The following is a 20,023-nucleotide window of genomic DNA, read 5'->3' as shown; positions in this document are numbered from 1 at the left end:
GGTATTGGGAAGGGAATGGAGTTCCTGCTGACAGCACTGAAGGCCGCCGCCGAGCCCACGCGCCTCCGGCTGATGGCGCTGTGCGCCCATGGCGAGCTGACCGTCACGGAACTGACCCAGATCCTCGGGCAGAGCCAGCCGCGCGTGTCGCGCCACCTCAAGCTCCTGTGCGAGGCGGGGCTGCTCGACCGGTTCCGCGAGGGGACCTGGGCCTTCTACCGGCTGACCCAGCGCGGTCCGGGCGCGGAACTCGCGAGCACGCTGGTCGACCAGATCCCGGCCGACGATCCCGAACTGGCGCTCGACCTGGAGCGGCTGGAGGCGATCAAGCGCGGCCGGGCCGAGGCAGCCGCCCGGTACTTCAGCGAGAACGCCGCCCGCTGGCATGAGATCCGCAGCCTCCACGTCCCCGAGCGCGAGGTCGAGCAGGCGCTCGTCCAGTTGCTTTCCCCCGGCGTCGAGGACCTGCTCGACATCGGGACAGGCACCGGCCGCATGATCGAGCTGTTCGGCCCGAAGGTGGCGCGCGCGGTCGGCATCGACGCATCGCGCGAGATGCTGGCGGTCGCCCGCGCCAATCTGGAGCGCGAGGGCCTGCTGAGGAACTGCCAAGTGCGCCAGGCGGACATGTACCAGCTCCCCTTCGCGAGCGGGTCCTTCGACGCCGTCGTGATCCATCAGGTGCTCCACTATTGCGAAGAACCGGCCGAGGCGGTCGCCGAGGCGGCGCGGGTCCTGCGTCCGGGCGGCCAGCTGCTGCTGGTCGACTTCTCCCGCCACGATCTCGACGCGCTCAGGGTCGAGCACGCGCACCGGCGGCTCGGCTTCGAGAATTCGGAGATCGACCTGTGGTTCGAAGCGGCCGGCCTGATCGGCGGCGCGCCCGTGCATCTGCCCGGCGGCCCGCTGACCGTCACGATCTGGCCGTCCGTCCGCGGCGCCGCCGAGCTTCCCGCCGCCAATCCCGTCCTTTCGGTTTCCGGAGTGTCGCAATGAGCAATGCCCCCGGCCTGCATCAGTCCGCCGAAGGCCTTTCGGTGAGCTTCGAATTCTTCCCGCCCAAGACGGAGAAGATGGAGCAGGGGCTGTGGGACGCGATCCGCCGGCTCGCCCCCCTCGGTCCCGCGTTCGTCTCGGTGACCTACGGCGCCGGCGGGACGACCCGTGAGCGCACGCACGCGACCGTCCGCCGGATCCAGGCCGAGACCGGCCTCCTGGCGGCGGCGCACCTGACCTGCGTCGGCGCCACGCGCGACGAGATCGACGCGGTCGCGCGCAGCTACTGGGACGCGGGCATCCGCCACATCGTGGCGCTCCGCGGCGACCCGCCGGGCGGCCCGCTGTCCGGCGCCGCCTACGCCCCCCATCCCGGGGGCTACGCCTATGCCGCCGACCTCGTAGAAGGGCTGAAGCGCGTCGCCGATTTCGAGATCAGCGTCGCGGCCTATCCGGAGACCCATCCCGAGGCGCGCAGCGCCGGGGACGACCTGGAAAACCTCAGGCGCAAGATCGACGCCGGCGCCACGCGCGCGATCACCCAGTTCTTCTTCGACGACGACGCCTTCCTGCGCTTCCGCGACCGCGCGGCCGCGGCCGGCATCTCCGTCCCGATCGTTCCCGGCATCCTGCCGATCACCAACTTCGCCCGGACGCTGGAGTTCGCGCGCAGCTGCAATGCGAAGCTCCCTCCCGGCATGGCCGAGCTTTTCGAGGGCCTCGACGACGACCCGGAGACGCGCCAGCTCGTGGCCGCCAACGTCGCCTTCGAGCAGTGCCGGCGCCTGCACGGGGCGGGCGTCCGGCAGTTCCATTTCTACACGCTGAACCGCGCCGAGCTGACGGTGGCGATCTGCCGGATGCTCGGCATCCGGCCGCGCCAGCCCGTCTGCGCCGGCTGACGACCGCTCACCGAAGAAGATCGCCATGGCCAATCTCCTCGACCAGCTCAAAGACCGCGTTCTCCTGTGCGACGGAGGCATGGGAAGCCGCGTGCAGGCGCTCGACCTCGACGTCGAGCGCGACTACTGGGGCAAGGAGAACTGCACCGACGTGCTGGTTCTGTCCCGTCCCGACCTCGTGCGCGACATCCATCGCGGGTATTTCGAGGCCGGGGCCGACATGGTCGAGACCAATACCTTCGGCGCCTCGCCGATCACGCTGGCCGAGTTCGACATCGCCGACCGGGCGTTCGAGATCAACCGCAAGGCGGCGGAGATCGCGCGGGAGGCCGCCGAGGGTTTCACCGACGGCAGGCAGCGCTTCGTCATCGGCTCGGTCGGCCCGGGCACGCGCCTGCCCTCGCTCGGCCACATCGCCTACGGCCCCCTGGAGGAGGCGCTGACCGTCCAGGCGTCGGGGCTGATCGCGGGCGAGGTCGACGCGATCCTGATCGAGACCTGCCAGGACACGCTCCAGATCAAGGCGGCGGTCAACGCGGTGAAGGCGGCGCGCGCGCAGGCGGGGGCCGCCACCCCGATCTTCGTGCAGGTCACGATCGAGACGACGGGCACCTTGCTCGTCGGCCCGGACGTGGCGGCGGCGGCCTCGGTGATCGATGCGCTCGACGTGCCCCTGATGGGCCTCAACTGCGCGACCGGCCCGGTCGAGATGGCCGAGCACGTGAAGTGGCTGTCGGAGAACTGGCGAGGCCTGCTGTCGGTACAGCCCAATGCCGGCCTGCCGGAGCTGGTCGACGGCATGACGCGCTATCCGCTGCTGGCCGACGAGCTGGCCACCTGGCTCGAGCGCTTCGTCGTCGAGGACGGCATCAACCTGGTCGGCGGCTGCTGCGGCACCAACATCGAGCACATCCAGGCCATCGACGCGATGCTGCGCCGGGTCGGGGGCGACCGGCTGCGGCCGACGCCGGCCCGGCGCACGGTCCATTGGGTGCCCAGCATCGCGTCGCTGTACCACGCGGTGCCGCTGCGGCAGGAGAACGCGTACCTGTCGATCGGCGAGCGCTGCAACGCCAACGGCTCGAAGAAGTGGCGCGAGCTGCAGGAGCGCCACGACTGGGACGGCTGCGTCGACATGGCCCGCGACCAGGTGCGCGAGGGCAGCCACGCGCTCGACGTCTGCACCGCCTTCGTCGGCCGCGACGAGGTGGCCGAGATGAACGAGGTCGTGACCCGCTTCACGGGCTCGGTGACCGCCCCGCTGGTGATCGATTCGACCGAGTACATCGTGCTGGAGCAGGCGCTGGCGCGCCACGGCGGCAAGCCGGTCATCAACTCCATCAACTTCGAGGACGGCGAGGAGCCGGCGGCCCTGCGCATGGCGCTGGCCCGCAAGTTCGGCGCGGCCGTCATCGCGCTGACGATCGACGAGGAGGGCATGGCGAAGACGGCCGAGCGCAAGCTCGCGGTCGCGCGCCGGCTCTACGAATTCGCGGTCGGGCGCTACGGGCTGCAGCCCGAGGACCTGCTGTTCGACCCGCTGACCTTCACGGTCGCCACCGGCAACGAGGACGACCGCCGCCTCGGCCTGGAGACCCTCGACGCGATCGAGGCGATCTCCAGGGATATGCCGCGCTGCCAGATCGTGCTCGGCCTGTCCAACATCTCCTTCGGTCTGAGCCCTGCCGCCCGCCACGTCCTCAACTCGGTCTTCCTCGATCACGCCGTCCGGCGCGGCATGACCGGCGCGATCGTCCACGTCTCCAAGATCCTGCCCCTGCACAAGATCCCGGAGAGCGAGGTCGCCGCCGCCGAGGACCTGATCTTCGACCGCCGGCGCGAGGGCTACGACCCCCTGCATGCCTTCATCGCCCTGTTCGAGGGGCGCAAGGCCGAGGCGTCGCGCAAGAAGGAGCGCCCGGCCGCCGTCGAGGACCGGCTGAAGCAGCGCATCGTCGACGGCGACCGCAACGACCTGGAGGCGGACCTCGAACTGGCGCTCCAGGCCCATTCGCCGCTCGACATCATCAACACCTTCCTGCTCGACGGCATGAAGGTGGTCGGCGAGCTGTTCGGCGCCGGCAAGATGCAGCTTCCCTTCGTGCTCCAGTCGGCCGAGACCATGAAGGCGGCGGTCGCCTATCTCGAGCCGCGGATGGAGCGCATCGAGGGCCAGGAGAAGGGGACGATCGTGCTCGCCACCGTGAAGGGCGACGTGCACGACATCGGCAAGAACCTCGTCGACATCATCCTCACCAACAACGGCTACCGCGTGGTCAATCTCGGCATCAAGCAGCCGATCCACGCCATCCTGTCGGCCGCGCGCGAGCACCGGGCGAACGCGATCGGGATGTCGGGGCTGCTGGTAAAGTCGACGGTGGTGATGCGGGAAAACCTGGAGGAGCTGACGCGCGAGGGGCTGGACGTGCCGGTGCTGCTCGGCGGGGCCGCGCTGACGCGCGCCTATGTCGAGGAGGACTGCGTGAAGTCCTACGCCAGCGGCCGCGTCGCCTACGCGCGCGACGCCTTCGACGGGCTGACGCTGATGGACCGCGTCGTCACCGGCCAGTTCGACGCCTTCGTCCAGGCGGTGAACGCCAAGCGCCAGGGCCGCGCCACCAACCAGCGGCGCAAGCTCGGCCGCGCCGCCGAGGCCGCGACCGGTCCCGCCGATCCCGTCGCCGCCCGGGCGCGGCGCGAGCGCCTCGGCGAGGGCGTGCCGGTGCCCGTGCCGCCGTTCTGGGGGCCGCGGATCATCGAGCGGGTGCCGCTCAAGACCCTCGTGCCCTATCTCAACGAGCGGATGCTCTACCAGCTCCAATGGGGATACCGGAAGGACGGCAAGTCCCTCGACGAGTTCAAGACCTGGGCCCGGACCGAGCTGCGGCCGATCCTGTTCCGGTTGCTGGAGCGCTGCGCGCAGGAGGAGATCCTGTTGCCGCAGGCGGCCTACGGCTACTGGAAGGCGGCGGCCGAGGGCAACGACGTCATCCTCTTCGCCGAGGACGGCGAGGCGGAACTCGCGCGCTTCACCCTCCCGCGCCAGGCCAAGGAGGACGGCGACTGCATCGCCGATTTCCTGAAGGACGCCTCGTGCGGGCCGGCGGAGCGCGACGTGATCGGCCTGCAGGTCGTCACCATGGGCCAGAAGGCGTCCGACGTCGCCCGGGACTGGTTCGAGCGGAACAAGTACCAGGACTACCTGTACCTGCACGGCGTCTCGGTCGAGATGGCGGAGGCCATGGCCGAGTACGTGCACAAGCGCATCCGCGCCGAGCTGGGCTTCGCGGCCGAGGACGACCGGGACGTGGACCGGATGCTCCAGCAGGGCTACCGCGGTTCGCGCTACAGCTTCGGCTATCCCGCCTGCCCGAACCTTGAGGACCAGGAGCAGCTTCTGCGGCTGCTCGACGCCGGGCGGATCGGGGTCGAGCTCAGCGACGAGCACCAGCTCCACCCCGAGCAGAGCACCTCGGCCATCGTGATCCACCACCCGAAGGCCAAGTACTTCTCGGTTTGACGGCCGGAGGGGACCGATGAACGCCATTCCCGAGCCCCTTCGCCTCCATTCCGAGACGGTGCGCCCGGAATGGATCGACTACAACGGCCACATGAACGTGGCCTACTACGTGTTGGCCTTCGACCACGCGACCGACGCGCTGCTCGACCGCGTCGGTCTCGGCCATGCCTGGCTGGAGGCCGAGAACCGTTCGGTCTTCGTGGTCGAGGCGCATGTGAACTACCTGCGCGAGGTGCGCGAAGGCGACCCGCTCGCCTTCGAGACGCTGGTCCTGGGTGCGGACGGGAAGCGTTTCCATCTCTTCCACACCATGCGCCACGGCACCCGCGGCTGGATCGCCGCGACCAACGAGCTGATGCTCGTCCATGTCGACATGCGCACGCGGCTGTCGGCCCCCATGACCGATGACCATGCCCGCGCCCTGGCGGAACTGGCGGCCCTGCATGCCGGTGTCGCCCGTCCGCCGCAGGTGGGCCGGTCGATCGGATTGCCGGGCAACCGCGCGCCCGGACAGGCCTGACCGGTGGGGCCGGGCCGATTCCTTTTTGCCTTGGCGGTCCGGAAGCCCTATCTATCGATCCGATGAAGCTGCGTCTCCTTGCCGCGTTCGCGGCGTTTGCCCTTGTCCTGCTGCTGCCGCTCGCATCGGCGCAGGCCGAATGCACCGATCCGGCCGCGCCGGAAGTGAACTGGCGCCGCTGCTACATGGACAACCGCGACTTGCGCGGCGTGAACCTCGCGGGGGCCATGCTGCGCGACGCCACCTTCCAGCGTACCGACCTGACCGGCGCGAACCTGTCGGAGGTCGACGGCTACCGGGCGAAGTTCGTGAGCACCGACGTCTCCGAGGCCGACTTCGAGGGGGCGCGCCTGATCGAGGCCGACTTCACCCGCGCCCGGGCCGACGCCGCCTCCTTCGCGGATGCCGACCTGCGCAACGCGAAACTGGTCAACGCCTCGCTGCGCGGTGCGGACTTCACCGGCGCGCGGGTCGCCGGCACCGACTTCCGCCATGCCGACCTTTCCGGGGCGACCTGGATCGACGGGAAGCGCGTCTGCGCCGACAGTTCCGTCGGGCAGTGCAACTGAACGAAGCCGCCCCTATTCTTTCGAGTTTCCTCGCCGCCGTCTTCCGTTAATCATTCTTCGCCGTCCTCATATGCTATAAGGGGTAACAGGACCTCTTCCGGGGAAGCGGCGTGAGCACACAGGACGGTTTCGATCGGGCGGTGCAGTTGGCCGAGCGGGCGATGGCGCGCATGGCGGCGGAACGGGTTCCCCCCACGCCCGGCAACTATTCCGTCTGGTACACCCACTACAGCGGGCGCGACCCGGACCTCAGCCGGACGATCGAGATCCTCGCGAGCAACCGCCAGGCCTTCACGGTCGAGCGCACGGCCGAGCTCTACGACCGTTTCATCGGCGGCCGGCGGGAGACGGAAGCGGTGCGCGCCGCGGGCGAAAGCATCCAGGCGGCGCTCGGCCGCCTGATGTCCCTCGTGGAGTCCCACGGCGACGGCACGTCGCGTTACGGCGAGGCGCTGCAGGACTTCTCAGGCCGGCTGGAGTCGGGGCTCGGCATCGACCAGCTCCGCACGCTGCTCGGCACCATCGTCGCCGAGACGCGCGCGATGCTCGACCAGAACGAGACGCTCCAGACGCAACTCTCCACCTCCAGCGAGGAACTCGCCGAGCTGAGGCGGAACCTGGACGACGTCCGCCGCGAAGCGATCACCGACAGCCTGACCAACCTGTTCAACCGCAAGCATTTCGACAGCGAGCTGCGCGGGGCCGCGGCCGCGGCGATGGAGACGGGCAGGCCGCTGTCGCTGCTGATGGTCGACATCGACTTCTTCAAGAGGTTCAACGACCAGCACGGACACACCGTGGGCGATCACGTCCTGGCGCTGGTGGCGCGCACGCTGACCGACTGCATCGGCGAGAAGGACGTCGCCGCGCGCTACGGCGGGGAGGAGTTCGCGATCATCCTGTCGGAAAGGCCCGCGGGAGAGGCCGTGACGGTGGCCGAGCGCATCCGGGAGACGGTCGCCTCCAAGAAGGTGGTCAACCGGTCCCGCAACCAGACCCTCGGGACGATCACCCTCTCGGTCGGCGTGGCCGAGTTCATGCCGGGAGAGCCGCTGGCCACCCTGATCCACCGCGCCGACGAAGCGCTCTACGCCGCCAAGCGCGGCGGCCGCAATCGGGTAGGGGTGGCGCCCGGGGGCTGAGGCCGGGCCGGCGTTCCCGGCTCTCCGGCCTGAATACTTATGTATGGAATTTTCCGGGGGAACTGCTTTGATGGGCGGCCATGCGTCCCGCCCGTCCGCTGCTGCGTCTCTTCGTCCGGTTGCGCCGCCTGCTGCGCAACGACCAGCTCCTCCTGGCCGTCCTGGCCCTGCTGCTCGGAGGGGCGGCCGGACTGGGTGCGCTCGTCTTCCGCGCGCTGATCTCCTCGTTCCAATGGCTGGTCTATGGCGATGGCGGCGAGCGCTGGCTCGCCTGGCTCGCGACCCTGCCGTGGTGGCACCTGCTGCTGGCCCCGGCCGCGGGGGGCCTCGTGGTCGGGATCGCGCAGCACCGTCTGCTGCCCGGCGGCCGCCCCCTCGGCATCGCCCATGTGATGGAGGCGACCGCGCATCTCGGCGGCCGGATGCCGCTCGGGCGCGGCGTGGCGGCGGCGGCGATGTCCGCCGCCTCCATTGGCGTCGGGGCTTCGGTGGGCCGGGAGGGGCCCGTCGTTCACCTCGGCGCCACGCTCGGCTCCTGGCTCGCGGGGAGGCTGCGCCTGTCGCCGGGCCTGGTGCGTACGCTGCTCGGCTGCGGCATCGCGTCCGCGGTGGCCGCGTCCTTCAACGCGCCGGTCGCCGGCGTGTTCTTCGCGCTCGAGGTGGTGGTCGGCCAGTACAGCCTCGCGGCGTTCGCGCCCATCGTGCTCGCATCGGTCACCGGCACGGCGATCGCGCGGGCGGTCTACGGCGATTACCCTGCTTTCAGCGTCCCCGGGCTGGAGATCGTCTCCTTCTGGGAGTTCCCGGCCTTCGTGCTGCTGGGCGTCTTCGGCGCGGCGCTGGCCGCGCTGCTGATGCGCGGGATCTTCGCGGTCGAGGACGGTTTCGCGGCCCTGGGGCGCGCCGGGCTGCCGCGCTGGTCCTGGCCCGCGGCCGGCGGGCTGGGGGTTGGGGCGATCGCGCTCGGCTTTCCCCAGGTGCTCGGCGTCGGCTACGAGGTGATGGACCAGGCGCTGCGGGGCGCATTGCCGCTGGGCCTGCTCGCGGCGGTGCTGGCCGCCAAGCTGGCCGCGACGGCGCTGAGCCTGGGATGCGGCTTTTCCGGCGGCGTGTTCAGCCCCTCGCTCGCGGTCGGCGCCACGGGAGGCGGTGCGTTCGGGATCGTCGCGGCCCTGCTGTTCCCGGACCTCGCCTCGCAGGCCGGCGTCTACGCGATCGTCGGGATGGGCGCGGTCGGCGGCGCGGTTCTCGGCGCGCCGATCTCGACGATCCTGATCGTGTTCGAGCTGACGGGCGACTATGCCGTGACCCTCGCCGTGATGGTCGGCACCGTCACGGCGGGGCTTGCGGCGAACGCGCTGGTCGGGCGTTCCTTCTTCCAATGGCAGCTCGAGCGGCGCGGCATCGTCCGGCCCGGCTTCGGCGACGTCGGGACGCTCGCCACCGCGCGGGTGGGCGACGTGATGCGGGAGGCGAGGGCGACGGTCCCGGCCGGGGCCGGCCTTGCGGCCGCGCTCGACGTCCTGCGCGCGGCTCCCCATGGCGAGCTGCCGGTGGTCGAGCGGGGTCGGCTCGTCGGCGTGCTGACGGCGACCGAACTGGCATGCGCCCTGGCACGGCCGTTCGCCGGCCTGACGGTGGGGGAGGTCGCGACGCGCGACGTGCCCGTGCTCGACCCTTCGGACGACCTGCGCACGGCGATGGCGCTGATGGCCGAGCACGGCCTCGCGCGGGTCCCGGTCGTGACCGGCGACCGTCGCCGCATCGTCGGCATCGCCCATGAGCGCGATGTCCTGCTCGCCTGGCACCGGGCCGTCGGCCGGGCGCGGGGCGACTGACGCGGCCGGACCGTCAGAACGGAAGGACCGCTTTGCCGTCCGCCGTCATGATGAGGATGTAGTTGTCGGGATAGATGAAGGTAACGACGTTGTTCGTGAACGTCTCGCGGAGATTCGCCGCGAAATCCTCGACCTGCTTCGCGACCGATTCGTGGTCGTAGGAATTGTCTTGGGTGTAGACCTTGATCCGGAAGGAGTTGTCTTTCCCGCTCCAGCCGATCTCTCCCAGTGCCTGCCTCATCTTCGCCACGGACGAGCTTTGCCAGGCCGTGAACGGCCAGTGGTAGACCACTGCCGAACCGTCGGGGGCCTGGGCATAGACGGCGCTGCAACTGGTGATCGTTCCGAAACTGGCGCGGTCGCCGTCGGACAGGATCGAGAAGTCGCCCTGCCCGACGAGGACGCTCCGGGTGCTCGGACGGCGCAGCTCGACGTCCGGCCCGCGGACCAGGGTCTGACTGTCTTCCTGCAGTTCGTTGCCGCCGCGCCGGCCGAACCACGACGACAGGCACGAGAAGAGGCCGCCTAGACACGCCGGCTGTACGGTTCCGGCTCCCGTCCGAGGCCGCGGCGGCGGCAGATGTCCGCGGATGGCCGGGGGAGCATGGATTGCCGCCGGCCTTGCGCCCGCGGCGAGCGCCGGCTGGGCGGGGACCGCGCCGAATCGCGTCGGCGGGGGCACGTGCCGGCCCGCCGGCCCGGTGCCGGTCGCGCGCTGCACCGGCGCGCTGCCGAAGCGGGTCGGCGGGGGAACGTGCCGCCGGCCGTTCACCTCAGCCCTGCCGCGGCGGCTTGCGGCTGCCCGCGTTCAGAGCGTTCAGCAGGCCGGTCGCCTGGGGCCTCGCCACCGGCACGTCGGGCCGCGGGGGCCGCAGCTGGGGCAGGTGGGTGTCCAGGAATTCCTGGGCGGCGCCCTCGGCCTCGCCCGCGATCTGCTGGCGCATGTTCGGGTCGAGGGTGGCGAAGGCGCGCGAGGCGAACTCCATGCCGACCTGGGAGCGCGTCGCCTGGACCTGGCGCAGCGCCTTGCTGACGAGCGCGCATTCCAGCGATGTCTTGCCCGAGAAGCGGTCCAGTACGTCGGCGAGGATTCCGATCGCGGTGATCGTCGGCTCGTCGTCTAGGCGCAAGGTCGCCATGATCGTGTTCCCGGATGGATGTGCCTGATCGTGCCGGGCCTCCTCGATCCGCGGCCGCCCGCGGTACTTCGGAATCCCGTCTCGAACAATAAGCCCGGGCCGGTCCGACGGCAAGCAGCGCCGCTAAGGCGACTTGTCGCCTTAGTGATCCGTAGCCCAGCGGTTGTGCGGCGGCCGGTCGCGGTAGAAGTCCAGGATCGCCCGCCACCCCTCCTCGGCGGTCTCGACGAAGCGGATGATCTCGAGGTCGCGCGGCGAGATCACGCCCTCCTCGACCAGGGCGTCGAAGTTCACGATGCGCCGCCACCACGCCTCGCCGAACAGCAGGACGGGCATCGGTTCGATCTTCCGGGTCTGGATCAGCGTCAGCGCCTCGAACAGCTCGTCCATGGTGCCGAAGCCGCCGGGAAAGCAGGCCAGCGCCTCGGCCCGGATCAGGAAGTGCATCTTCCGGATCGCGAAGTAGTGGAAGTTGAAGCTCAGCTTCGGCGTCACGTAGGCGTTGGGCGCCTGCTCGTGCGGGAGCACGATGCTGAGCCCGATGCTGTCCGCGGCCGCGTCGCAGGCGCCGCGGTTGGCCGCTTCCATGACGCCGGGGCCGCCCCCCGTCGCGATGACGTAGCGGCGGCTGTCGGGCTGCTGGCTGTGTTCGGAGACGCGGCGGCCGAACTCGCGCGCGATGTCGTAGTAGCGGCTCGTCTCCACGACGCGCCGCGCGACGTCCCGGCGGCGCAGCGCCTCCGCGTCCTGGGGTGCCGCGGCGACCAGCGCCTCGGCGGCGGCGAGCCGCTCGCGCGCGACGGCGGGTTCGGGGATGCGCGCGCTCCCGAAGACCACGATCGTCGAGACGATCGCCTCTTCCTGGAGCAGCAGCTCCGGCTTCATCAGTTCCAGCTGGAGGCGGATCGGCCGCAACTCCCGGCGCAGCAGGAACTCGTCGTCGGCGAAGGCCAGGCGGTAGCTCGGCGACAGCGACTGCGGCGTCGCGTCCTGATGAATGATTTCCTCTTGCTGGCGCTTGTCGCTCGCTGCGGAAGGAAAATGCGTCTCGGCCTCCTTGCGGGCCATGCTTCGTCCTTTCCTGTGTCCGTGCCCAGACGGCGGCCGGACATTATGCAACAGATCGCGTCCGAATGGGACGAAAATCCGTTCGCGAACAACCCGCCGCGCGGGGTGTTTCCGGGACATGAAGACGCCCCTCGCCAATATCGACCGTCCGTTCCTTCGGCGCGAAGCGACCGGGCCGTTCCCGCCGCCCCATGTCCCGCCCGAGGGCCCGCCCCGCGACCCCGGCCAGCCCTCGCCACTCGACGATCCGCCCGGCCCGGTCCCGGTGCCGCCCGACGACGCGCCGGACCCGCCGGTGGCCTGAGGGCCGCCCGTCCCGCCAGCAGGCCGCGGCGATGCCTCCGACACGCACCATCCTGGGCTTCGGGATGCTCGGCGCCTTCCTGGAGGCGCGCCGGCGCATGGCGCCGCGCCGGCCCGTCGGCCTCGCCTGGCGCCTGCGCGCGGTGCCTTGCGCCGGCGCCCCGGTCGGCTCGCCCGTGCACATCCGCTGGAACGACCGCCACGTCCCCCATGTCGAGGCGGGGAGCGACCGCGACCTCGCGGTCGGCCTCGGCGTCGTGCATGCCCATCTGCGGCTGGCGCAGATGGAGACGATGCGGCGCGCGGCGCGCGGGCGCTTCGCCGAGATCCTCGGGCCGGCGGCCGTCGACCTCGACCATGTCCTGCGCATCCTGGACATTCCCCGCGCGGTGCCGGGCATCCGCGCGGCGATGCCGGAGGAAACCCGCGTCTGGCTGGAGGGATTCCGCGACGGCGTGAACCACGCGATCGCCCGGGCGGCCGTCCTGCCCGAGGAGTTCGCGCTGCTGGCGTTCCGGCCTGAGCCCTGGACCCTGGAGGATTTGGTCGCGATCGGCCGGCTGGCGGCGACCGACTTCACCTGGAAGGTCTGGATCCCGCTGCTGCGCCTCAGCGGCCGGCCGGACTGGATGAAGGTCTGGCAGCAGCTTGCCGGGGACGAGGCGATCCCCGTGCCGAGCCTCGCCGGCGGCGGCATGCCGGGGCCGTGGGACCCGGGCGTCCTGGGTGCGTTCGCGCGGACCGGCAGCAACTCCTTCGCCGTCTCCGCGCGCCGCAGCGACGCCGGCTCGGCGCTGATCGCCAGCGACCCGCACCTGTCGGTCGTGCTCCCGAACCTGTGGCTGGTATGCGGCATGCGCTCGCCCGGCTACCATGCGGTCGGGCTGATGGTGCCGGGCATCCCGGCGGTCGCGCTCGGCCGCAATCCCTGGATCGCCTGGGGCGGGACGAGCCTGCATGCCGCCAGCAGCGACCTGTTCGACGTCGGCGGGCTGGCGGACGCCGAGATCCGCGTCCGGCGCGAGACCATCCGCGTGCGCTGGTGGCGCGACCGCGAGATCGAGGTGCGGGAGACGGAGTACGGGCCGGTGATCACCGACGCCCCGCTGCTCGGCGCGCCGGCCGGCCGGCGGCTGGCGCTGCACTGGGTCGGCCATCGCCCGACCGACGAGATGACGGCGCTGCTGCGCGTCAACCGCGCGCGCGACTGGGACGAGTTCCGCGCGGCGCTCGACGGCTTCGCCGTCCCGGCGCAGAACATGGTCTATGCCGATGCCCGCGGCCGCGTCGGGCAGGCGATGGCGGCGATGCTGCCGCGCCGGCCGCCCGGCACCCCGGCCGAGTTCTTTACCGGCCGCGAGGCGAAGCGGCACTGGGACCGTCTCGTCACGTCCGCGGACCTGCCGGCCGTCCTCGATCCGGAGCGCGGCTTCGTCGCCTCCGCCAACAACCGCCCCGAACTGCCGGCCGAGGTGCTGGTCAGCCATTTCTTCTCGCCCGACGACCGGGTGCGCCGGCTCCGCACGCTGCTCGGCGGCGAGGGGAAGGTCACGGCCCGGCGCCTGATGGAGATCCAGCGCGACGTGCTCCAGCCGGGCGCCGCCATCCTGCGCGACCGGCTGCTGGCGTCCGTCGACCTGGCCGCGGTGCGGGCGAGGCACGGCGATTTCGTCGCGGCGCTGCAGGGCTGGGACGGCAGCTACGACGCGGGCTCGAACGGCGCCCTCGCGTTCGAGCTGCTGCTCCACCACTTCATCCACGAGCTGAACGGCCGGGAGGACGCCGCCATATACTCCGCCTCCTGGGAACCCCGGACCCTGGTCCACGGCGATTTCGCCGCGAACCCGCCCGAGCGCGTGGCCGCGGCCGTCGCGACGGCCCTCGACCGGGCGGCGGAGAAGTTCGCGCGCCACGGCCGCTGGGGCGACGTGCATCGGCTGCGCCTCTCCCATGTCCTGGGGGCGATGCCGGTCGTCGGGCGCCGGTTCCGCTTCGCCGACCTGCCGACGGGCGGCGGCAACGAGACGGTGATGAAGATGGCCCACGGTTTCGCGGCGGGGCCCCACGCGGTCCATCTGGGCGCGGTCGCGCGGCACGTCTCCGACATGGCCGATCCGGACGCCAATCATTTCGTGCTTCTCGGCGGCAACGACGGCTGGATCGCCGCCGACGGCTTCCTCGACCAGGTCGATTTGTGGCGCGAAGGCCGCTACGTCCGCCTGCCGCTGAGCGAGCAGGCCGTGCTGGCGGAGTTCCCCCATGTCACGACCCTCCGGCCGGGCGAGGACTGACCCATGCGGTTCGACGGCACCCCGCTGCTGCGCCTCTACGCCCGCCACCGCCTGCGCCGGCTGGCGTCGATGCGCGCCGACGAGGCGCAGCGGCGCGAGCTGATGCGCCTCGTCTCCCGTGCCATGGGGACGCGCTTCGGGCTCGAGCACGGGTTCGACGGCATCCGCGGCATTTCCGACTTCCAGGCCCGCGTCCCGATCCGGCGCTACGAGGATTTCTGGGAGGGATGGTGGAAGGACGCGTTCCCCGACTTCGGCGGCACCACCTGGCCGGGGCCCATCCCCTACCTCGCCGCGACTTCCGGGACGACGACGGGGCGCACGAAATACATCCCGGTGTCGCGCGAGATGGTCGCGGCGAACCGGCGCGCGGCCCTCGACGTCCTGTGCTTCCATCTCGCGGCCCGCCCGGCGAGCCGGGTCTTCGGCGGCAGGAGCTTCGTGCTCGGCGGCAGCACCGAGCTGGTCGAGCAGGCGCCCGGCATCCGCAGCGGCGACCTCAGCGGCATCGCCGCGCGCGAGGTGCCGCTATGGGCGAAGCCCTGGTACTTCCCGCCGCCCGAGCTGTCGCTGATCGCGGACTGGGACGAGAAGGTGGAGAGGCTCGGGCCGCTGTCGCTGGAGCAGGACATCCGCTCCGTCAGCGGCACGGCGAGCTGGATGCTGCTGTTCTTCGAGCGCCTCGCCGCCCTGGCGCCCGGCCGCGGCCCCGGCCTCGCCGGTCTCTATCCGCACGCGGAGCTGATCGTGCATGGCGGCGTCGATTTCGCGCCCTACCGCGAGCGCTTCGAGCGGCTGGTGGCGGGCAGCCGGGCCGAGCTGCGCGAGGTCTACCCCGCCAGCGAGGGCTTCGTCGCCGCCGCCGACCGCGGCACGGGCGAGGGGCTGCGGCTGCTGGCGGACAACGGCCTGTTCTTCGAGTTCGTGCCGGTCGAGGAGCTGGACGCGCCCGAGCCGCGGCGCTTCTGGGTCGGCAACGTCGAGACGGGCGTCAACTACGCGATCGTGCTGTCGAGCTGCGCCGGCGTGTGGGCTTATCTGCTCGGCGACACCGTGCGCTTCGTCGAGCGCGACCCGCCCCGCCTCCTCGTGACCGGCCGCATCTCCTGGACGCTGTCGGCTTTCGGCGAGCACCTGATCGGCGAGGAGATCGAGCGCGCCGTGTCCGCGGCTTCGGCGGCGCTGGGCCGGGCGGTCAACGACTACACGGTCGGGCCGGTCCACGCGGCCGAGCCGGGGGCGCTCGGCGGCCATCTCTACGTCGTGGAGTTCGCCGACGGCGTGCCGGAGGACGACGCTGTGGCGGAGTTCGCCCGCGTCCTCGACCTGGGCCTGCGCGACCTCAACGCCGACTACCGGGACCACCGCGTCGGCCGCTTCGCGATCGAGGCGCCGCGCGTCGCCGCCGTGCCGCCCGGCACCTTCGCCGCCTGGATGCGTTCGCGCGGCCGCCTCGGCGGCCAGAACAAGGTGCCGCGCGTCCTGGCCGACCCCGCCGTCCTCGACGAGATCCGGACTTTCTCCAGGCCCTCGCTCTCCCCTCGCGACGGTGGGTGATCAGGCGACGCGCAGGTCGCGCCCCTGGCCGTCCAGGCCCTCGGCCCGCTTCAGGAAGCCGACGACGGCGTAGGTGAGCGGCGTGGCGAGCGCCTCGAACCCCGACTTGACCAGCCACTGCGTCACCACCGCGGCCAGCAGGGCATCCCCCGGGATGATGCCGGCGAACGCGATGGTCATGAACACGGCCGAGTCCAGGAGTTGGCCGACCAGGGTGGAGCCGATGGTGCGCATCCACAGCCAGCGCCCGGCGGTCATCGCCTTCAGGCGGGCGAGCACCCAGGCGTTCAGCAGCTCGCCCGCGAGATAGGCTGCGAAGGACGCTGCGAGCAGGCGGGGTGCCGCCCCCAGGATCTGCGCGAAGGCGTCCTGCCCCTGCCAGAAGGAGGCGGCCGGCATCGTGACCGCGAGCGCAAAGGCGGCGACGGCCAGGACGTTGCACAGGAAGCCGATCCAGATCGCCTGGCGTGCCCGCGCGAAGCCGTACACCTCGGTCAGGATGTCGCCGATGATGTAGCTGACGGGGAAGATCACGACCGCGGCCGGCAGCACGAGGCCGCCGAGAACCACCAGCTTCACCGCGATCACGTTCGAGACGATCAGGCAGGTCACGAACAGGGCGACGATCAGGAGGAACCAGGACGAATGGCCCGGGATGCGGTTCTGCGGTTCGGTCATGGCGGGTCCGCTGCTTGATTGGCGTGCCCCTATGGCGCCCCGGAGGCCTCCGTGTCAATAACGGGCCAGCCAGCGGCCGATCGCCGCCGCGACCTCCACCGGCGCTTCGCGCTGCGGAAAATGGCCCACGCCGCCGAGTTCGACCCGTTCGTAGGGCCCGGTGAAGAAGCGCTCCCGGTTCATCGAGGTCGCCGGGGCGTTGCAGGCGTCGGCCGCGCCGTGGATCACCAGGGTCGGCACGCGAATGGCCGGCGTCCCCGCCAGCCGCTCCTCGACCGCGGCGTAGGACGGGTCGCCCTCGGCGTGGCCCCAGCGGTGGCGGTAGGAATGGAGGACGACGTCCGCCCAGTCCGGATTGTCGAAGGACGCGGCCGTCTCGGCGAACTCCCGGTCGTCGGCGCGCCAGCCGGGCGACCACGTGTCCCACATGCAGCGCGCGAACGCCGCCCCGTCGTCGCGTACCGCCTTCTCCCCGCGGTCGAGCGCCATGTACCAGTGATACCAGTAGTTCCGCGCCTGGGCGAAGGGCAGCGCCTGGTTCGGGTCGTTGGTGCCCCAGCCGACCGACAGCGCCACGCAGCAGGTCACGCGCTCGGGCGCCAGCGCCGCGGCGATATAGGCCGCCCGCGCGCCCCAGTCGTGCCCGACGACCGCGAAGGCGGGCAGGCCCAGCGCGTCGGCCAGGTCGAGCACGTCCTGGCCGAGCGCCGCGAGCTGCCCGCTGCGCGCGACGCCCGAGCGTAGGCGCGTCGGCCCGAAACCGCGCAGATAGGGCACGATCACGCGCCGGCCGCGCGCGGCCAGGTCCGGCACCACCCCGTCCCAGGTCCGGACGTCGTCGGGCCAGCCATGGAGCAGGATCGCCGCGGGGGCGTCGCGCGGGCCGTGCTCCTCATAGGCGATACGCAGCCGGGGAGTGGTCGCCAGGTGGAAGGGGCGGGGCATCGGCAATCCTCCAAACGTGTTGCCCGGCGAGAGTAGGCGAACCAGACTGAAGGACAATCCGCTTGTCCTGAATTCACCGTTCGCTTGGAGGAACAATGGACCCGCATCGCCTCGGCCTGCTGGCGGTCTTCCTCCTGGTGGCCGAGCATCTGAGCTTCACCGCCGCGGCGGCGCGGCTGCGCCTGTCCAAGTCCGCGGTCAGCAGCAAGGTGAGCGAGCTGGAGCGCGAAGTCGGGCTGCCGCTCCTCGTCAGGACGACGCGGCGGGTCAGCCTGACCGATGCCGGGCGCCGGTTCGCCGACCATGCCCGCCGGTCGGCGGACGAGGCGGAGCAGGCCTTCGACGCCGTGCGGCAGCTGCGGGCCTCGCCGCGCGGGCTGTTGCGGGTCACGGCCCCGGTCGTGATCGGCCGGCGCCTGGTCGGCCCCGTCGTCCCCGCCTATCTCGCCGCCCATCCCGAGGTCTCGGTCGAGCTGTCGCTGGGCGACCAGCTCGTCGACCTCGCCGCGGAGGGGTTCGACCTGTGCGTCCGCCATACCGACACGCCGCCGGACACGCACATGGCCTGGACGATCCGCACGGTGACCTGGCACCTCGTGGCGGCGCCGGGCTATCTGGAGCGTCGCGGCCGCCCCGGGAGCCCCGCCGACCTCGCCGGGCACGAGTGCCTGTTCTATCTGCGCAACGAGGCGTCCACGGTCTGGCGGCTGCGGCGGGACGGCGCCGTGGCCGAGGTCCGCGTGGGCGGGCGCTACCGCGTCAACAACAGCGAGGTGCTCTGCGACGCGGTGCTGGACGGCGCCGGCATCGGGCTGCTGCCGGATTTCACGGTGGCGTCCCGGATCGTGCAGGGCGATGTGGAGGAGGTGCTGCCGGACTGGACGGCGGAGGGGTCCTTCGGCTCGCGGATCGTCGCGTCCCGGCACTGGACGCCGACGGTGCCGCCGCTCGTCCGGTCCTTCGTCGCCTTCCTGACCGAGGCGCTCGGCGGGGTGCGTCAATAATCGGCTTTCCCCGGCCCCGGCGATCGTCTATATCGGCGCCTCCCATGAAGACGGCCGAATTCGACTTCGAACTTCCTCCCGGGCTGATCGCCGGCGAACCGGCGCGCCCGCGCGACGCCGCGCGCCTGCTCGACGTCGCGGAAATCCTCGCCGACCGCGTGGTGCGCGACCTGCCCGACCTGCTGCGGCCCGGCGACCTGCTCGTCTACAACGACACGCGGGTGATCCCGGCGCGCCTGGCCGGGCGGCGCGGCGAGGCCAGGGTCGAGGTGACGCTGCACCGGCGCGAAGGGCCCGACCGCTGGCGGGCCTTCGCCAAGCCTGCCAAGCGGCTGCGCCCGGGCGACACGATCGCGTTCGCGCCCGGCTTCTCGGCCGAGGTCGTGGCGAAGCACGACGAGGGCGACGTCGGCCTGCGCTTCTGCGTCGGCGGCGAGGCGCTGACGGCGGCGCTGCATCGGCACGGCACGGTGCCGCTGCCGCCCTATATCCGCCGCCCGGAGGGCGCCACGGCGCAGGACGCGCAGGACTACCAGACCGTGTTCGCTTCGGCCGAGGGGGCGGTGGCGGCGCCCACCGCCGGGCTGCACTTCACCCCGGACCTGCTCCGCCGCCTGGAGGCGCGCGGGATCGGCCGGGTCCCGGTCACGCTGCATGTCGGCGCCGGGACCTTCCTTCCGGTCAAGGTCGAGGACGTGCGGGAGCACCGCATGCACGCGGAATGGGGCGAGGTCCCCGCCGGGACCGTGCGCGCGGTCGAGGCCGCGCGGCGGGCCGGCGGCAGGATCGTCGCCGTCGGCACCACCTCGCTCCGGCTGCTGGAAAGTGCCGCCGCCGAGGATGGCAGTCTGGCGGAATTCGCCGGCGATACCGACATCTTCATCACCCCCGGCTACCGCTTCAGGATCGTGGACCTGCTCCTCACCAACTTCCATCTGCCGCGTTCGACGCTGTTCATGCTCGTCTCGGCCTTCGCAGGCCTGGAGCGCATGCGCGCGGCCTATGCCCATGCCGTCGCCGCCGGCTACCGGTTCTATTCCTACGGCGACGCCTCGCTGCTGCGGAGGGCGGGATGAGCGGCCTCGGCTTCGAGCTGCTGGCGAGCGACGGCGCCGCCCGGCGCGGGCGCCTGACCACCGCCCACGGCACGGTGGAGACGCCGGCCTTCATGCCCGTGGGCACCGTGGGCACGGTCAAGGCGATGATGCCGGACAGCGTGCGCGCGACCGGCGCCGAGATCCTGCTCGGCAACACCTACCACCTGATGCTGCGCCCGACCGCGGAGCGGGTGGCCCAGCTCGGCGGGCTGCACCGTTTCATGAACTGGAGCGGGCCGATCCTGACCGATTCCGGCGGGTTCCAGGTGATGTCGCTGTCGGGCCTGCGCACGATGGACGAGCAGGGGGTCACCTTCCGCTCCCATCTCGACGGGCGCCGCCACCACCTGACGCCGGAGCGCTCGATCGAGATCCAGCACCTGCTCGACAGCAACGTCACGATGTGCCTGGACGAGTGCACGCAGTTCCCGGCGACGCCGGAGGAGGCGGCCCG

The 20,023-nt window shown here is 71.6% G+C and carries 18 protein-coding genes; 13 read left to right on the top strand and 5 right to left on the bottom strand.

Annotation, left to right across the window (positions count from 1 at the left end):
* Window positions 1-15 precede the first annotated feature (15 nt).
* The 7 genes from VGO20_RS10680 (at window position 16) to VGO20_RS10650 (ending at window position 9,487) form a co-directional block, all read left to right on the top strand.
* Entirely contained in the window at window positions 16-996 is a 981-nt protein-coding gene (locus VGO20_RS10680; protein WP_327502320.1) for an ArsR/SmtB family transcription factor, read from the top strand.
* A complete protein-coding gene (gene metF, locus VGO20_RS10675) occupies window positions 993-1,898 on the top strand; it encodes a methylenetetrahydrofolate reductase (protein WP_327502319.1) in 906 nt (301 codons plus the stop codon). The genes VGO20_RS10680 and metF overlap by 4 nt, the downstream gene beginning before the upstream one ends.
* A 25-nt stretch (window positions 1,899-1,923) precedes the next feature.
* Window positions 1,924-5,418: a methionine synthase gene (gene metH / locus VGO20_RS10670; RefSeq protein ID WP_327502317.1), complete on the top strand. Its 3,495-nt coding sequence runs from the start codon at window positions 1,924-1,926 to the stop codon at window positions 5,416-5,418.
* Window positions 5,419-5,434: 16 nt separating this feature from the next.
* A complete protein-coding gene (locus VGO20_RS10665; RefSeq protein WP_327502316.1) occupies window positions 5,435-5,938 on the top strand; it encodes a thioesterase family protein in 504 nt (167 codons plus the stop codon).
* 62 nt (window positions 5,939-6,000) lie between these two features.
* Window positions 6,001-6,507 carry a pentapeptide repeat-containing protein gene (locus VGO20_RS10660; RefSeq protein WP_327502315.1) on the top strand — a complete coding sequence of 169 codons (507 nt, stop codon included), beginning with the start codon at window positions 6,001-6,003 and terminating at the stop codon, window positions 6,505-6,507.
* A gap of 110 nt (window positions 6,508-6,617) precedes the next feature.
* Window positions 6,618-7,649 (top strand): GGDEF domain-containing protein, encoded by a 1,032-nt coding sequence (locus VGO20_RS10655; protein WP_327502314.1) that lies wholly within the window; start codon window positions 6,618-6,620, stop codon window positions 7,647-7,649.
* Between the two features lie 80 nt (window positions 7,650-7,729).
* The gene (locus tag VGO20_RS10650; RefSeq protein WP_327502313.1) at window positions 7,730-9,487 is read left to right on the top strand and encodes a chloride channel protein; all 1,758 of its coding nucleotides are present in this window, start codon (window positions 7,730-7,732) and stop codon (window positions 9,485-9,487) included.
* Between the two features lie 13 nt (window positions 9,488-9,500).
* On the opposite strand, the gene VGO20_RS10645 is transcribed toward VGO20_RS10650, so the two are convergent.
* The 3 genes from VGO20_RS10645 to VGO20_RS10635 form a co-directional block, all read right to left on the bottom strand.
* On the bottom strand, window positions 9,501-10,208 hold the full coding sequence (locus tag VGO20_RS10645; RefSeq protein ID WP_327502312.1) for a hypothetical protein: 708 nt from the start codon (window positions 10,206-10,208) through the stop codon (window positions 9,501-9,503).
* Window positions 10,209-10,260: 52 nt separating this feature from the next.
* Window positions 10,261-10,626, bottom strand: a complete 366-nt coding sequence (locus VGO20_RS10640; RefSeq protein WP_327502311.1) for a hypothetical protein — start codon at window positions 10,624-10,626, stop codon at window positions 10,261-10,263.
* 141 nt (window positions 10,627-10,767) lie between these two features.
* On the bottom strand, window positions 10,768-11,694 hold the full coding sequence (locus VGO20_RS10635; RefSeq protein ID WP_327502310.1) for an LOG family protein: 927 nt from the start codon (window positions 11,692-11,694) through the stop codon (window positions 10,768-10,770).
* Window positions 11,695-11,812: 118 nt separating this feature from the next.
* Here VGO20_RS10635 and VGO20_RS10630 point away from each other — a divergent pair, with 118 nt between their 5' ends.
* From VGO20_RS10630 to VGO20_RS10620, 3 genes are read left to right on the top strand one after another with little or no spacing between them, the layout of a single operon-like run.
* Window positions 11,813-11,998, top strand: coding sequence for a hypothetical protein (locus VGO20_RS10630; RefSeq protein WP_327502309.1), 186 nt, complete (start codon window positions 11,813-11,815; stop codon window positions 11,996-11,998).
* Window positions 11,999-12,029: 31 nt separating this feature from the next.
* Window positions 12,030-14,288, top strand: a complete 2,259-nt coding sequence (locus VGO20_RS10625; protein WP_327502308.1) for a penicillin acylase family protein — start codon at window positions 12,030-12,032, stop codon at window positions 14,286-14,288.
* A gap of 3 nt (window positions 14,289-14,291) precedes the next feature.
* Complete coding sequence (locus VGO20_RS10620) at window positions 14,292-15,845, top strand: GH3 family acyl-acid amido synthetase (protein ID WP_327502307.1); 1,554 nt, start codon at window positions 14,292-14,294, stop codon at window positions 15,843-15,845.
* Here VGO20_RS10620 and VGO20_RS10615 read toward each other — a convergent pair whose 3' ends face one another.
* Window positions 15,846-16,523 carry a queuosine precursor transporter gene (locus tag VGO20_RS10615; protein WP_327502306.1) on the bottom strand — a complete coding sequence of 226 codons (678 nt, stop codon included), beginning with the start codon at window positions 16,521-16,523 and terminating at the stop codon, window positions 15,846-15,848.
* Between the two features lie 54 nt (window positions 16,524-16,577).
* Window positions 16,578-17,468, bottom strand: coding sequence for an alpha/beta fold hydrolase (locus tag VGO20_RS10610; RefSeq protein WP_327502305.1), 891 nt, complete (start codon window positions 17,466-17,468; stop codon window positions 16,578-16,580).
* Window positions 17,469-17,563: 95 nt separating this feature from the next.
* Between VGO20_RS10610 and VGO20_RS10605 the strand changes: the two genes are divergently transcribed.
* The 3 genes from VGO20_RS10605 to VGO20_RS10595 all read left to right on the top strand — a co-directional run.
* Complete coding sequence (locus tag VGO20_RS10605) at window positions 17,564-18,472, top strand: LysR substrate-binding domain-containing protein (protein ID WP_327502304.1); 909 nt, start codon at window positions 17,564-17,566, stop codon at window positions 18,470-18,472.
* A gap of 44 nt (window positions 18,473-18,516) precedes the next feature.
* Window positions 18,517-19,548 (top strand): tRNA preQ1(34) S-adenosylmethionine ribosyltransferase-isomerase QueA, encoded by a 1,032-nt coding sequence (gene queA / locus VGO20_RS10600; protein ID WP_327502303.1) that lies wholly within the window; start codon window positions 18,517-18,519, stop codon window positions 19,546-19,548.
* On the top strand, window positions 19,545-20,023 hold a 479-nt coding region (locus VGO20_RS10595), incomplete at its 3' end, for a tRNA guanosine(34) transglycosylase Tgt (RefSeq protein ID WP_327502302.1). The genes queA and VGO20_RS10595, both read left to right, overlap by 4 nt.

Source organism: Arenibaculum sp. (genome assembly GCF_035998295.1).
Taxonomy (GTDB): Bacteria; Pseudomonadota; Alphaproteobacteria; order Azospirillales; family Azospirillaceae; genus DASYHS01.
The sequence above is the reverse complement of the archived record's forward strand: the minus strand, read 5'-3'. Positions and strand labels throughout refer to the sequence as shown.